Source organism: Teredinibacter turnerae T7901 (assembly GCF_000023025.1).
In the GTDB taxonomy this organism is placed as follows: domain Bacteria; phylum Pseudomonadota; class Gammaproteobacteria; order Pseudomonadales; family Cellvibrionaceae; genus Teredinibacter; species Teredinibacter turnerae_B.
Genome location: NC_012997.1, coordinates 1,991,971 through 2,006,298, shown reverse-complemented (window position 1 = coordinate 2,006,298; position 14,328 = coordinate 1,991,971). Strand labels below are relative to the sequence as shown.

General features: G+C 50.1%; 15 protein-coding genes. 4 read left to right on the top strand and 11 right to left on the bottom strand.

Annotated features, from left to right (window positions below):
• Positions 1–31 precede the first annotated feature (31 nt).
• Positions 32–250 (top strand): translation initiation factor IF-1, encoded by a 219-nt coding sequence (gene infA, locus TERTU_RS08745; protein ID WP_011468168.1) that lies wholly within the window; start codon positions 32–34, stop codon positions 248–250.
• A gap of 101 nt (positions 251–351) precedes the next feature.
• Here infA and clpA read toward each other — a convergent pair whose 3' ends face one another.
• Together clpA and clpS are read right to left on the bottom strand one after the other, a co-directional pair.
• Positions 352–2,652: an ATP-dependent Clp protease ATP-binding subunit ClpA gene (gene clpA / locus TERTU_RS08740; RefSeq protein WP_015818877.1), complete on the bottom strand. Its 2,301-nt coding sequence runs from the start codon at positions 2,650–2,652 to the stop codon at positions 352–354.
• A gap of 79 nt (positions 2,653–2,731) precedes the next feature.
• The gene (gene clpS, locus TERTU_RS08735; RefSeq protein ID WP_015819447.1) at positions 2,732–3,106 is read right to left on the bottom strand and encodes an ATP-dependent Clp protease adapter ClpS; all 375 of its coding nucleotides are present in this window, start codon (positions 3,104–3,106) and stop codon (positions 2,732–2,734) included.
• 207 nt (positions 3,107–3,313) lie between these two features.
• On the opposite strand from clpS, the gene cspD reads away from it, so the two are divergent.
• Positions 3,314–3,601 (top strand): cold shock domain-containing protein CspD, encoded by a 288-nt coding sequence (cspD, locus tag TERTU_RS22185; RefSeq protein WP_015820081.1) that lies wholly within the window; start codon positions 3,314–3,316, stop codon positions 3,599–3,601.
• Positions 3,602–3,686: 85 nt separating this feature from the next.
• Here cspD and TERTU_RS08725 read toward each other — a convergent pair whose 3' ends face one another.
• A complete protein-coding gene (locus TERTU_RS08725; protein ID WP_015820640.1) occupies positions 3,687–5,915 on the bottom strand; it encodes an NADP-dependent isocitrate dehydrogenase in 2,229 nt (742 codons plus the stop codon).
• Between the two features lie 158 nt (positions 5,916–6,073).
• On the opposite strand from TERTU_RS08725, the gene TERTU_RS08720 reads away from it, so the two are divergent.
• Both TERTU_RS08720 and TERTU_RS08715 read left to right on the top strand, forming a co-directional pair.
• A complete protein-coding gene (locus TERTU_RS08720) occupies positions 6,074–6,694 on the top strand; it encodes a pseudouridine synthase (RefSeq protein WP_015817992.1) in 621 nt (206 codons plus the stop codon).
• Positions 6,654–7,106, top strand: a complete 453-nt coding sequence (locus TERTU_RS08715) for an NUDIX hydrolase (RefSeq protein WP_015817541.1) — start codon at positions 6,654–6,656, stop codon at positions 7,104–7,106. Before TERTU_RS08720 ends, TERTU_RS08715 begins: the two co-directional genes overlap by 41 nt.
• 20 nt (positions 7,107–7,126) lie before the next feature.
• On the opposite strand, the gene sthA is transcribed toward TERTU_RS08715, so the two are convergent.
• From sthA to TERTU_RS08675, 8 genes are read right to left on the bottom strand one after another with little or no spacing between them, the layout of a single operon-like run.
• On the bottom strand, positions 7,127–8,524 hold the full coding sequence (sthA, locus tag TERTU_RS08710; protein ID WP_015819183.1) for a Si-specific NAD(P)(+) transhydrogenase: 1,398 nt from the start codon (positions 8,522–8,524) through the stop codon (positions 7,127–7,129).
• A gap of 3 nt (positions 8,525–8,527) precedes the next feature.
• A complete protein-coding gene (nqrM, locus tag TERTU_RS08705; protein ID WP_015818748.1) occupies positions 8,528–8,770 on the bottom strand; it encodes a (Na+)-NQR maturation NqrM in 243 nt (80 codons plus the stop codon).
• On the bottom strand, positions 8,767–9,825 hold the full coding sequence (locus TERTU_RS08700) for an FAD:protein FMN transferase (RefSeq protein ID WP_015817873.1): 1,059 nt from the start codon (positions 9,823–9,825) through the stop codon (positions 8,767–8,769). Before TERTU_RS08700 ends, nqrM begins: the two co-directional genes overlap by 4 nt.
• Positions 9,826–9,835: 10 nt before the next feature.
• The gene (gene nqrF, locus TERTU_RS08695; RefSeq protein WP_015817266.1) at positions 9,836–11,059 is read right to left on the bottom strand and encodes an NADH:ubiquinone reductase (Na(+)-transporting) subunit F; all 1,224 of its coding nucleotides are present in this window, start codon (positions 11,057–11,059) and stop codon (positions 9,836–9,838) included.
• A gap of 21 nt (positions 11,060–11,080) precedes the next feature.
• The gene (gene nqrE, locus TERTU_RS08690; protein ID WP_015819266.1) at positions 11,081–11,689 is read right to left on the bottom strand and encodes an NADH:ubiquinone reductase (Na(+)-transporting) subunit E; all 609 of its coding nucleotides are present in this window, start codon (positions 11,687–11,689) and stop codon (positions 11,081–11,083) included.
• Positions 11,689–12,348, bottom strand: coding sequence for an NADH:ubiquinone reductase (Na(+)-transporting) subunit D (locus TERTU_RS08685; protein ID WP_015818833.1), 660 nt, complete (start codon positions 12,346–12,348; stop codon positions 11,689–11,691). Before TERTU_RS08685 ends, nqrE begins: the two co-directional genes overlap by 1 nt.
• A gap of 3 nt (positions 12,349–12,351) precedes the next feature.
• A complete protein-coding gene (locus TERTU_RS08680; RefSeq protein WP_015820103.1) occupies positions 12,352–13,128 on the bottom strand; it encodes a Na(+)-translocating NADH-quinone reductase subunit C in 777 nt (258 codons plus the stop codon).
• A complete protein-coding gene (locus TERTU_RS08675; RefSeq protein WP_015819669.1) occupies positions 13,121–14,326 on the bottom strand; it encodes an NADH:ubiquinone reductase (Na(+)-transporting) subunit B in 1,206 nt (401 codons plus the stop codon). The genes TERTU_RS08680 and TERTU_RS08675 overlap by 8 nt, the downstream gene beginning before the upstream one ends.
• Between the last annotated feature and the right edge of the window lie 2 nt (positions 14,327–14,328).

Here is a 14,328-nt window from a genome sequence, read left to right as displayed (position 1 = left end):
ATTCCGACAACAGAATTGAGGTTTCTGCCGAATGGCAAAAGAAGACAATTTTGAGCTGGAAGGCGAAGTTATTGATACTCTCCCCAATACTACCTTCCGAGTAAAGCTAGAAAACGGTCATGTTGTGACCGCACATATTTCTGGCAAAATGCGTAAAAACTATATCCGTATTCTCACCGGCGACAAGGTCAAAGTAGAAATGACCCCGTATGATCTGAGCAAAGGCCGGATCACCTATCGCGCCCGTTAACATCACATATCTACATGAAAAAGGCCTGCGATTAGTGCAGGCCTTTTTAGTTTCGCGCTACGAACCAGAACGCACCAAACCCTGAGAGAGCGGTTTACTTTTTAAGTGCAGACTTCCGGTGTGCGCTGTTCAGCGGATACTTCAGGGTGAGGAACGACTTTGAGCTTACCGTCTTCCACCACCACCGAGACAACCCCGCCACCGTCAGATAGCTCACCAAACAGCAACATCTCTGCAAGCGGTTTTTTGACCATATCCTGGATTATCCGAGCCATTGGCCGCGCACCCATTTTTTCGTCGTAGCCGTTAACAGCCAACCATTCTCGCGCTTCATCAGTGACTTCAAGCGTAATTTTCTTGTCATCTAGCTGATGTTGCAGCTCCATAAGGAACTTATCGACAACGGTTTTAACCACCTCGAGCGACAAGCTGCCAAACTGGATAATACTGTCAAGCCGATTGCGGAACTCAGGCGTAAACGCGCGCTTAATTGCCTCCATGCCGTCGGTTGTGTGATCCTGCTGAGTGAACCCGATTGAAGTTCTGCTCATCGTCTCTGCACCGGCATTTGTCGTCATGATAAGAACAATATTTCTAAAATCGGCTGCACGCCCATTGTTGTCGGTAAGTGTCCCGTGATCCATTACCTGAAGCAGCAGGTTAAATACATCCGGATGAGCTTTTTCGATTTCGTCGAGCAGCACTACACAATGAGGCTGCTTGGTAACAGCATCTGTGAGCAACCCGCCCTGATCAAAACCGACATAGCCAGGAGGCGCACCAATCAAGCGGGAAACAGTATGCCTTTCCATGTATTCCGACATATCGAAACGCACCAACTCAACACCCATCGCGCTCGCCAGCTGCTTACACAGCTCCGTTTTACCCACGCCTGTAGGACCTGCAAAGAGGAAAGAACCAATGGGCTTATCGTGATTGGTCAGCCCGGCCCGATTAAGCTTAATTGCGGAAGAAATCGCGGAAATCGCTTCTTCTTGGCCGAAAACCGTCATACGCAAGGTATCTTCAAGTTTTGAAAGCAATTCCTTATCGCTTGAAGTGACGGTTTTCGCCGGCACCCGTGCTATCTTCGCAATAATATTTTCGATGTCTTTTACACCAATAATTTTTTTGCGTTTGGATTCCGGTTGCAACTGCTGATATGCGCCCGCCTCATCGATAACGTCGATCGCTTTATCAGGCATAAAACGATCACTGATGTATTTGGCTGCAAGTTCGGACGCACTTTTAAGGGCGGTATCCGTATACTTGAGATTGTGGTGCTTCTCAAAGCGACTTTTCAGCCCCTTCAAAATTTTGTAAGTATCATCGACAGAAGGCTCGTTCACGTCGATTTTTTGGAAACGACGAGACAGCGCACGGTCTTTGTCAAAAATACCGCGGTACTCCTGGAAGGTTGTCGAACCGATACAGCGTAAATCACCACTTGTAAGAAGCGGTTTTAGCAGGTTGGACGCATCCATCACGCCCCCAGACGCTGCACCGGCACCAATGATTGTGTGTATCTCATCAATAAACAATACAGCACCTTCACGCTTTTTAAGTTCCGCCAACAGGCCTTTAAAGCGTTTTTCAAAATCGCCTCGGTACTTTGTTCCAGCAAGTAAAGAACCCAAATCGAGCGAGTAAACCACGCTGTTTTCGAGTACCTCGGGTACTTCTTTATCGATGATTTTTTTAGCCAGGCCCTCAGCGATTGCCGTTTTACCGACACCACTTTCACCAACCAGTAATGGGTTGTTTTTGCGCCTGCGAGCGAGTATTTGAATTACACGCTCCACTTCGTAATCTCGACCCACAAGCGGATCTATACGACCTTTTTGTGCTTGTTCATTCAAATTTGTCGCAAACGACTCGAGAGGATTTGTCTGGCCTCCCTCACCCGTGCCAGTTACTTCCTCGTCCATTTGCTCGCTGCCATGGTCTGCATGCGGGTTCGAACCGGAGACTTTGGAAATACCGTGAGTGATAAAATTTACGACATCAATACGAGCAATACTCTGTTGCTTCAGGTAGTAAACCGCCTGACTTTCCTGCTCGCTGAAAATTGCCACCAGCACATTTGCACCAGTGACTTCGTTTTTACCGGAGGATTGGACATGGAACACGGCTCTTTGTAGAACCCGCTGGAAGCCCAGTGTCGGCTGGGTTTCCCGCTCTTTGTCGGTCTCCGGTATCAATGGCGTTGTCGTATCGACAAACTCTGAAAGGTCCCGCCTCAAAATGCCCAAATCGGCACCGCACGCGCGTAGCACGCTCGCTGCCGATTCGTTGTCCAACAGGGCGAGTAGAAGATGCTCTACTGTCATAAACTCATGACGTTTTGAACGGGCACCTTTGAATGCGTTGTTCAATGTTGCTTCTAGCTCTTTGCTCAGCATCGTTTATACACCTGTTAGTTTCACTAACACTGTTAAGAGTTATTCGAAAACAGTGCCAGTTTTTGCGTTTGACCTGAAATCAATCAGAATCGCCATCATCACAAGCTTCGATCTCACACAGTAAAGGATGTTCGTTTTGACGAGCAAATTGGTTCACTTGCATCGCCTTTGTTTCTGCAACATCCCGGGAATAAACACCACACACTGCCTTCCCCTTCGTGTGAACTGTCAACATGACATGTGTGGCCTTCTCGCGATCCATATTAAAGAATGACTCCAGAACGTGGACGACAAACTCCATAGGCGTGTAATCGTCATTCAAAAGTACCACCTTGTACATTGGCGGCTTTTTCAAACGAGGCTTTGCTTCCTGAAGAGCCAGCCCACTGTCTGCGCCTGAGTCCACATCGTCATCTTTACTTAATGTTAGATGAAGATTTTTCGAATTTCTCATGTATTACACCAACCACACAAAACGTTATAGAACCTGATTCTAACTGAACCAAAAGGAGGCAAACAGTTCAGTTTGCGCAAATACTTGACAACTGGCGTCATGTTGGTTACAAAGTGTTCAACCCGTCAGGGAGACGGGCGCTGTATAACAATAAGTACCCGTTGGATGTATATGGGGTTAAAAGCAACAAGATAAAGGGACCGAGATATGCCTACCGGAACCGTAAAATGGTTTAACAACGCCAAAGGCTTTGGGTTTATTTTGCCCGAAGGCGGCGGCGAAGATCTCTTCGCACACTACTCTTCCGTTGAAATGGATGGATACCGCACGCTAAAAGCCGGCCAGCCTGTAAGTTTCGACATAGAACAGGGCGATAAAGGCTTACATGCCAAACATATTCGCGTGCTCAAAACGCCTGCTTCGGCAGACGATTCTGAGTCACAGGATAACGAGAAAGCACCCAACCTAGAGGATCATCTCATCACAGAATCCTAGATTAAGGCGCTCTTGTAAAGTAGCTAGAATAAAAAAGGCCGCTCTCCTTTCTCAAGGAGGCGGCCTTTTTTACAACCTGTATAGCTTAAATTGCATCAACAATCGCATTTAAAGTCTTGCTCGCACGCATGGCTGCAGACACCAAAGCGGGTTCTGGCTTGTAATAGCCATTAATTTCTACTGCTTGTCCCTGTGCGCTGTTCAATTCGTCGACAATAGCCTGTTCCGCAGCTGACATTGCTTCGGCAACCGTTGTGAACTGGCTTTGTAACGCTGTATCCGCATTCTGCGCCGCCAGCTCCTGTGCCCAGTAGAGCGCCAGGTAGAAATGGCTGCCGCGATTGTCTAATTCACCGACTTTACGCGAAGGCGATTTGTTATTGTCGAGAAATTTAGCGGTTGCCTTATCAAGTGTATCGGCGAGGACTTTTGCTTGCTCGCTACTATGAACAACACCGTAATGCTCAAACGATGCTGCAAGTGCGAGAAACTCGCCGAGCGAATCCCAGCGCAGGTGATTTTCCTGCACAAACTGCTCGACGTGCTTCGGCGCGGAGCCGCCCGCACCAGTTTCGAACAATCCCCCGCCATTCATGAGAGGAACAACAGACAGCATTTTCGCACTGGTGCCCAGCTCCAAAATCGGGAACAGGTCAGTCAGGTAGTCACGCAACACATTGCCAGTAACCGAAATGGTGTCTTCGCCGTTCTTCATACGCTCCAATGAAAACTGAGTCGCCTCTACTGGAGCAAGAATGCGGATGTCCAAGCCGTCGGTGTCGTGGTCTTGAAGATAAGTTTTCACCTTCTCGATCAACTGGGCATCGTGAGCTCGGGCTTCGTCCAGCCAGAATACCGCAGGAGTTGCGGACAGACGTGCACGGGTAACCGCGAGCTTCACCCAATCCTGCACCGGCGCATCCTTCACCTGACAGGCACGGAAGATATCTCCGGGCTCTACGCTGTGTTCCATCAACACCGTCCCGTCAGCGTCGACGACCTGAACCTTGCCCGCGGCAGAAATTTCGAAAGTCTTGTCGTGCGAGCCGTACTCTTCTGCTTTTTGCGCCATCAAACCAACATTAGGTACCGTGCCCATTGTCGTAGGGTCGAAAGCACCGTGCTGTTTACAAAATTCGATAGTCGTTTGGTAAACACCCGCGTAGCAGCGATCAGGAATCACCGCCTTGGTATCCTTCTGCTTACCATCCGGCCCCCACATTTGACCGGATGCGCGAATCATCGCAGGCATTGAGGCATCGATAATAATATCGCTTGGTACGTGCAGGTTGGTAATACCCTTGTCGGAGTTGACCATTGCCAAAGGAGGACGCTCGGCATAGAGCGCGGCGAAATCGGCTTCGATTTCCGCTCGCTTATCGTCTGGCAGGGCCGCAATTTTGGCGTATACGTCACCAACACCGTTGTTTGCATCAACGCCCAGTTCAGCAAAAGTTGCAGCATGTTTATCAAACACGCTGTTGTAGAACACTTTCACCGCGTGACCAAAGATGATTGGGTCTGAAACTTTCATCATCGTTGCTTTCATGTGCAGAGAGAAAAGCACGTCTTGCGCTTTTGCGTCTTCGATTTGCTCAGCCAGGAATGCAGTAAGTGCCGTTTTGCTCAGTACTGAAGAATCGATAATCTCACTCGCCTGCAAGGGCAACGAGTCTTTGAGCACCAGGGTTTCACCCGCGTCGGTTACTAATTGGATACTGACGGTAGTCGCGCTATCGACGGTCACCGACTGTTCGCTACCGTAAAAATCACCATCAGTCATTGCCGATACGTGTGATTTGGAGCTGCTTTCCCAGGCGCCCATAGAGTGGGGGTTCTTACGCGCATATTGCTTTACAGAAGCTGGCGCGCGACGGTCGGAGTTACCTTCACGCAAAACAGGGTTAACTGCACTGCCTTTGATTTTGTCGTACCGCGCTTTTACGGACTTTTCTTCCTCGGTAGAGGGATCAGCAGGATAATCCGGCAGCTTGTAGCCTTTCGCCTGCAACTCTTTGATCGTAGCCTGCAGCTGCGGCACAGAGGCACTGATGTTCGGCAATTTGATGATATTGGCCTCTGGCTTGGTCGCCAGCTCACCGAGCAGCGCGAGCGCATCTTCTTGCTGCTGATCTGCGGTCAGGTAATCTGAGAAGTTCGCGATAACGCGGCCGGAGAGCGAGATGTCTTTAGTCTCGACAGAGATGCCAGCCGCTTTTGCGAAAGCTTGCACAATGGGCAACAACGAATAGGTTGCCAGCGCTGGTGCTTCGTCCGTTTCAGTGTAAATAATCGCAGGTTTATCACTCGACATGCTCAAGACCCTTGTAATTTGTATAGCGACAGAACGCCGACAATGAAGCCGAACATTCGGTTTAGAGTAGGAATTTGACGGGAATACGCCGTAAAATGGGCGCCGATTATAGCAAGGTTTACACCGCTTAGTAAGCAACCACCGAAGGCCTCCATACAATGGCGAGAATTATTCTCGTAAATAAGCCCTACAACATGTTGAGCCAGTTCACCGATAGTGAGAACCGGGCCACACTGCGGCAGCTGTTCACCGACGCCGCTGCTGTTGAGGGGTTCTATCCCGCCGGCCGGCTCGATTACGACTCCGAAGGCCTGCTATTGCTCACCGATGAAGGGAGCCTGCAACACCGGATAAGCGAGCCGAAAATGAAGCTTGCTAAAACCTATTGGGTACAGGTTGAAGGCGAGCCGGACAGCGAAGCACTGGCGCAATTGCGTGGTGGTGTAGACCTAAAAGATGGCAGAACTCACCCCGCACAAGTAAAACTGCTTGAAACGCCGACCCTTTGGGAGCGAACTCCCCCGGTGCGCCATCGCGCTCAAATCCCCACATCCTGGCTCGAACTTAAAATCAGCGAAGGACGTAACCGGCAAGTTCGCCGCATGACCGCGGCAGTTGGACATCCCACCCTGAGGCTGATCCGCTATGCCATTGGCTCTTGGCAATTAGCCGGACTGCAACCGGGCGAACACCGCTGGGACGAAGTTCATTTACCTCAATCTGAGAGGAAAAAACCGCATGGTATGGCACGCACACGTCACCGTCGCAACCGTCGTTGAGAAGGGCGGCAAATTCCTTATGGTGCAGGAAAGCTCCGCGGGCAAAACGGTAATCAACCAGCCCGCTGGGCACCTGGAGGAAAATGAGACGCTAATCGCCGCAGCTGAGCGAGAAACGCTGGAGGAAACTCAGTGGGAAGTGAAAGTGACACACCTGCTGGGTACAAGCCTGTACAAAGCGCCGCAAAATGGAATAACTTACTTTCGCGTGAGTTATATAGCTGAGCCGTTCGCATTTCGCGAGCAATCGCCCCTTGATTCCGATATTGAGTGTGCTCTTTGGCTCAGCAAGGAGGATTTGCTCACTAAAGAAGAGCTCCTGAGAAGCCCAATGGTGATGCGCGACATCGAGCGGTATTTAGCCGGGGACCGATTCCCGCTCGATGTTCACAGAGACTTCACCACAAAATAACTGTGCTGGTCTTGTAACCGTTAACGACGGTTAACGCGATTCAAGCCGTTGAGCGCAGCAACTCTGTAGGCTTCTGCCATAGTCGGGTAGTTAAACGTACTGGTGGCGAAATAGCTGATATTGTTCGCCTCGCCCGGCTGCTGCATGATTGCTTGACCAATGTGAACAATTTCAGAAGCTTCCGCGCCAAAACAATGGATACCCAGAATTTCGTGCGTATCCACATGAAACAGGATTTTCAGCATCCCCACATCTTCCCCACTGATCTGTGCTCGCGCTGTATCTTTAAAAAATGCCCGTCCCACTTCATAAGGTATTTGTGCCGCGGTCAGCTCCGACTCTGTGCGCCCCACTGAACTGATTTCTGGAATGGTATAAATTCCAGTCGGAGCGTTTTCGACGAATCGCACTTCCCTGTTTTGAATTGCCGCAACCACAGATCGCCCTTGGTCGAAGGACGCGCTCGCCAGACTGGGCCAACCTATGACATCGCCTGCCGCATAAATATTCTCAATTTCAGTGCGGTAGGCCTTATCCACTTTAATCTGGCCACGGTGATTCGCCGCCAATCCAATTTTTTCCAAATTCAGTGAATCGGTGTTACCGGTGCGACCGTTGCACCAGAGCAACGCATCCGCACGTATACGCTTACCGGACTTCAGATACAGTGTCACGCCATGATCGTCGCATTCCAAACGATCATGCGACTCGCTGTGTCTGACCATAACGCCGTTATTGCGCAAGTGGTAGCTCAACGCATCGGAAATTTCGTCATCGAGAAAACTCAGCAATCGCTCGCGGCCATTAATAAGGTCTACCTTTAAGCCCAGGCCACTAAATATTGAAGCGTATTCGCACCCAATAACGCCGGCTCCAAATACAATCAGCGTACGCGGGGTGTGCTTCATCTCCAAAATGGTGTCGCTGTCATAAACCCGTGGATGATCAAAGTCGATATCCGTAGGTCGATAAGGACGTGACCCCGTAGCAATTAAAATATCCTTCGCGGCGACTACGTCTCTCGCACCCTGAGAATCGATCACTTCCACTTTGTCTTTTGCGAGAAAGCTGGCAACGCCCTCGTGCACACGAATTCGGTTGCGAGTGAAATATTCGGTATGCAGCTCCACTTGCTTTGGAATGACTTGCGATGCAGCCTCAAGTATCCGTGGGTAGGTCAAAGGCTGGCTGTCGTGAATGTGCCGAAACAACGGGTGCGAGTGGTAGGCTATCGCCTGCTTCACGGCATTTCGCAACGCTTTGGACGGAATAGTGCCTCGGTGAGCGCAGTTTCCACCAAGCATGTTGTGCGCCTCGACTACACCCACACGCAAACCATTTTTTACGCCTGCCATCGCTGCCGACTCCCCGGCAGGACCAGCGCCAATGACTAAAAGATCGTATTCAAAATCTGACATAGTTTATTTTTTGTCCGCATCGTAAAACATCGCTGCGGGTGCGGGAGCCGACTCTTTCGCCTGCCGCTCCTGTTCTTCCTCACACTTTTGAATATCGCCACCACAAATTTCGCACTCGCCATCTATGCCGACTGCGCCCAAGCCACCACATGAACCTTTGATGGGCTTATTACTAAAAATTACACCAACAGACATGCCGGTTACTACCAGCACCAGTACTGCAAACGCAAGAAAATAAACAATCATAACTTCACCTTGTACTGCTCGAATTCTGGCGTTGACTTGCTCACAAAGCCATCGCCATGACGAATAATAAAATAGGCTGGCAAGCCATGCTTAACAGCGAACGCATAGCCCTTTTCCGGCCCCATGACGTTTATCGCTGTTGCCAGAGCGTCCGCTTCACCAGACGTAGGTGCAACAATAGTAATAGAGGCAAGCGCGTGAGTGATCGGCCGGCCAGTCGCCGGATCGATAGTGTGTGAAAACCGCTGCCCATTTACTTCAAAATAATTGCGATAGTCACCAGAGGTTGCAATGCCGCCCTTGCCGATTGCAATGGCCTGACTCACGCCTGTCTTAGCTAGCGTAGGCTGCTCTATACCGATTCGCCAGGGTTTTCCAGCAGGGTTATTGCCAGCCAACACCAGCTCGCCGCCAACCTCCACCATATAATTTTCGATACCATGACTGTGCAATAGTTCAGCAACCTCGTCAGCTCCGTAACCTTTAGCTATAGCGGAGAGGTCTACATAGACGTCAGCCAGCCGTGTTACCTGTCGGTGGGCAGCGTCCAACTGTACGTGCTCATAGCCCACGGTTGCCAAGGCCGATGCAATTTTAGCTGCGTCAGGTGCCTTTTCTTCCATTTCGTCCGGCCCAAAGCCCCATAAATTCACAAGGGGCCCGACGGTAATATCAAACGCACCCTCTGTAAAGACGCTAATCTTGCGACTGAGGGTCAGTATGTCGAACAGCTTTTGCGAGACTACCATCGCGGTGCCGACTGGCTCCTGGTTGAGCATCGAGAGTTCTGAATCGGAAATATAGGTGGACATCACCTGATTGAAGTTTTCGAGATCCTTGTCTATTTCCATTTGCAACGCAGGTTCTGCGATCGTGACAGATGGGTCAGCCACAGCAGTGATATGGTAGGTCGTACCCATTGTGCGCCCTTCGAGGCGCAGTACCCGCTGATCCGGCGTTTTGCTGCATGCAACAAGCACAAAAAAACAAAGCGAGGCCAGTAATACTGGCCTCGCTTCGCTCGATTTGGATATAAAACGTAATACCAAATTCATACGGCGGTAGTTAGCCTCCGAAGTCATCTAACAGAATATTTTCGTCTTCCACACCGAGATCTTTCAACATCTTAATAACCGCTGCGTTCATCATGGGAGGTCCACACATGTAGAACTCACAATCTTCCGGAGCAGGGTGATCTTTCAGATAGTTCTCATACAACACGTTGTGAATAAAGCCTGTATACCCTTCCCAGTTATCTTCCGGTTGCGGATCAGACAAAGCTACGTGCCATACAAAGTTTTCGTTTTCCGACGCAAGCTGATCGTACTCTTCTGCGTAAAACATCTCTCGCAGAGAACGCGCGCCGTACCAGAACGACATTTTTCGGTCTGTTTTTAAACGACGAAGCTGATCGAAAATATGCGAACGCATTGGCGCCATACCGGCACCACCACCGATAAATACCATTTCGTTATTGGTGTCTTTCGCAAAGAACTCACCGAAGGGCCCATAAACAGTGATCTTATCACCCGGTTTCAGACCAAAAACGTAGGACGACATTTTACCCGGTGGCAAACCCTGAGTACGGGGAGGAGGTGTCGCAATACGGATATTGAACTTAACGACGCCCTTTTCCTCTGGGTAGTTCGCCATCGAATACGCGCGAATTACCGGCTCATTCACCTTGGACTCCAGCTTGAAGAAACCGAAGTGTTCCCAGTCGCCACGGTACTCTTCATCGATTTCAAAATCGGAGAACTTAACGTGGTGAGGCGGGCACTCCAACTGAACGTAACCGCCAGCACGGAAATCTACATTTTCGCCCTCAGGCAGACGCAAGGTTAGTTCTTTAATGAATGTTGCAACGTTCGGATTGGATTCCACAGTGCATTCCCACTGTTTAACACCAAATACCTCTTCGTCCACTTCAATTTTCATGTCTTGCTTAACCGCAACCTGACAGCTCAAACGCCAGCCATCGCGTTCATCGCGACGAGTAAAGTGCGATTCTTCGGTAGGTAGCATGGAACCGCCACCCTCGAAAACTTTACATTTACATTGGGCACAGGTACCACCACCACCACAAGCCGACGCAAGGAAAATATTATTTGCCGCAAGTGTTTGCAGCAGTTTTCCACCAGCGGGTGTTGTAATGGTTTTTTCGCCATTAATGAGAATGTTGACGTCGCCACTAGCCACCAGTTTGGCGCGAGCGCTGAGGATGATCCCCACCAGCGCAAGCACCACAACAGTGAACATGACCACACCAAGGATAATTTCAATATTCATGTTCTGATTCGTCCTCGCCGCTTACAGTGAAATGCCGCCGAATGACATGAAGCCCAACGACATCAAGCCAACAACGATAAAAGTTATACCCAGGCCCTGCAGACCTTCAGGTACGTCACTGTATTTCATCTTCTCACGGATACCCGCCAGCGCGGTGATCGCAAGCGCCCAACCGAAACCGGAGCCAGTACCAAACACAACGCTCTCTGCAAAGTTGTAGTCACGTTCGACCATGAACAAGGAGCCGCCCATGATCGCGCAGTTCACGGTGATCAGTGGCAGAAAAACTCCAAGAGCGTTATAGAGCGCAGGCACATAACGATCCAAGAACATTTCCATGATCTGCACCAGCGCAGCAATCACACCGATATAGGTGATCAAGCCCAGGAAGCTCAGGTCAACATTAGGCAACCCAGCCCAGGCTAGCGCTCCATCAGCAAGAAAGTAGGTGTACAGCAGGTTATTGACGGGAACGGTAACCGTTTGAACCACGACAACCGCCACGCCCAAACCAATCGCGGCGTCCACCTTCTTCGACACTGCGAGGAAGGTACACATACCGAGGAAGAACGCCAGCGCCATATTTTCAATAAATACGGAGCGGACAAATAATGCGATCAAATCAGCCATTACACAGCCTCCCGCGCTTTGGTATTAGGTGCGATTTTGAAATCGGGCTTTTCAACCTGTTCCTTCTTGTACGAGCGGATCGCCCAGATGTACAAGCCGATAAGGAAGAATGCGCTCGGCGGCAATAACAGCAAGCCGTTAGGAACATACCAGCCACCGTTGTTAACGGTTTGCAGAATGTCGATTCCCAGCAGCGAGCCGGAACCAAACAGCTCGCGAACAATCGCCAGGGCAATCAACATCGCACTGTAGCCCAGGCCGTTACCAAACCCATCCAACGCACTGGCAAGTGGCGGGTTTTTCATGGCGAACGCTTCTGCACGCCCCATTACGATACAGTTAGTGATGATCAACCCCACGAACACTGAGAGCTGCTTACTTATGTCGTAAGCCACAGCTTTCAGGATTTGATCAACCAGAATGACCAACGACGCGATAACCGTCATTTGCGCAATAATCCGAATATTGTTAGGGATCTGCTTGCGAATCAGCGACACAAAAAAGTTGGAACAAGTTGTCACCGCGGTTAAAGCAATACACATAACCAAGGTCACCTTCATGCTGCTGGTTACCGCCAGCGCAGAACAGATTCCGAGGATTTGTAAACCGATTGGGTTGTTGTCCAGAATCGGCTTGAATAAAAGTTCTTTTACTTTCATGGATTAGGCCTCCCCTGCTTTCAGGTTTTTCAGGAAGGGACCGTAACCATCGCTCCCCAGCCAGAATTTCATCATGTGGTCAACACCCACACTGGTCAGAGTTGCGCCAGATAAGCCATCAACTTTGTGCTCAGCATCATCGGTGTTGGGACCAACACTACCTTTAATCACAGAAATAGCGACGTCACCGTCTTCATCGTAGATTTTCTTGCCTTCCCACAATGCCTTCCAGCGTGGGTTATCCACTTCCGCACCCAGCCCCGGAGTTTCTTTATGGTCGTAATAACCTAAGCCCACGATTGTATTGCCATCGCTTTCAACAGCCAGAAAACCGTACAAAGTGCCCCACAAACCGTAACCGGAGATCGGTAATATCACGGTACTGAAACCCTTGTCGCCACCTTTTACCAAATAAACTTTGGCGAAGTTTTCACGTCGGGATAGGTTAGCAACGTCTTCTTCCGGCGAAAGCTCGCTGGAAAGCTTAGGATCCTTTGCCGCTTTGCGCTGATCGAATGTTGCCGCGTCTATCTCACTGGTGAACTTACCTGTATTAAGGTCGACCATTTTTACTTCGATAGAGGAAAACTGCGATTCAACGCTCTTACTGCTGTCGTACATGCCAGCAGCCATCAAGATGTTGCGGTTAAAGTCCAGCCGCTTGTTCGCTTCCTGGGCGGGCTTAAGTACCACCGAAGCGGTGGAGACCACTACCGAGCACACGATACACAACAATAGCGCGACCGTGATGGTCTTTTTAATCGTATCGTTATTAGCCACGTGCTAACCTCCGCTTGATATTGGATTGAACAACAAAGTGGTCGATTAACGGCGCAAACAAATTGCCGAACAAAATCGCCAACATCATGCCTTCAGGGAACGCCGGGTTCACAACCCGTATAGTGACGACCATGAAGCCAATCAACGCACCAAACCACCACTTACCAGCATTGGTCATTGACGCGGATACCGGATCGGTTGCCATGAAAAACAGACCAAACGCATAGCCACCCAGCACCATATGCCACCAGAACGGCATCGCGAACATAGGATTCGACTCTGCATCACCGGTCGCGTTGTAGATAAGCGTGGTCGCAATCGTGCCCAAAATTACACCAAACACGATGCGGTACGCCGCAATGCGCGTGACCAGCAACACAACACCACCAATTAACAGAGCAAGTGTGGATGTTTCACCAATAGAACCTGCCATTTTGCCGAAAAAGGCATCCAGCCAACTCATTTGCGAGTAGAGAGCGGTCATGCCGTCCTGTGCAGCGACGGACAGCGCAGTCGCGCCAGAATACCCATCTACAGCAACCCAAACGGCGTTACCTGACATGGACGCAGGGTACGCAAAGAAAAGAAACGCACGGCCGGTTAATGCAGGGTTGAGGAAGTTCTTACCCGTACCACCGAAAACCTCTTTACCCAGTACCACACCGAAGCTAATGCCCAGTGCAGCCTGCCACAATGGAATACTCGGTGGGCAGGTTAGTGCAAACAGAATCGATGTTACGAAAAAGCCTTCATTGACTTCGTGACCACGTTTCATGGCGAACAGAACTTCCCAAAAACCACCAACAATAAATACCGTGGCGTATATAGGAAGGAAGAAAGTTGCACCGTAAACGAAGTTATCCCACACGCTATCGGGGTTAAAGCCAGAAAGTGCCGCGATAATCGCTCCGCGCCAGCCATCAATGCCTGTGGCCCCCATATCGGCAAGAACCGTGTTAGCTTGCCAACCCAGGTTATACATGCCGTAGAACATTGCTGGGAAAACACACAACCACACCATAATCATGACGCGTTTGAGGTCGATACCGTCGCGCACGTGAGCCGTGGTTTTTGTCACGTCATTGGGCTGATAAAAAATGGTGTCTGCGGCTTCGAACAGCGGATACCATTTTTCCAATTTGCCGCCTTTGTGGAAATGCGGCTCAATAGAGTCGAAGAAGTTACGTAAAGCTTTCATGG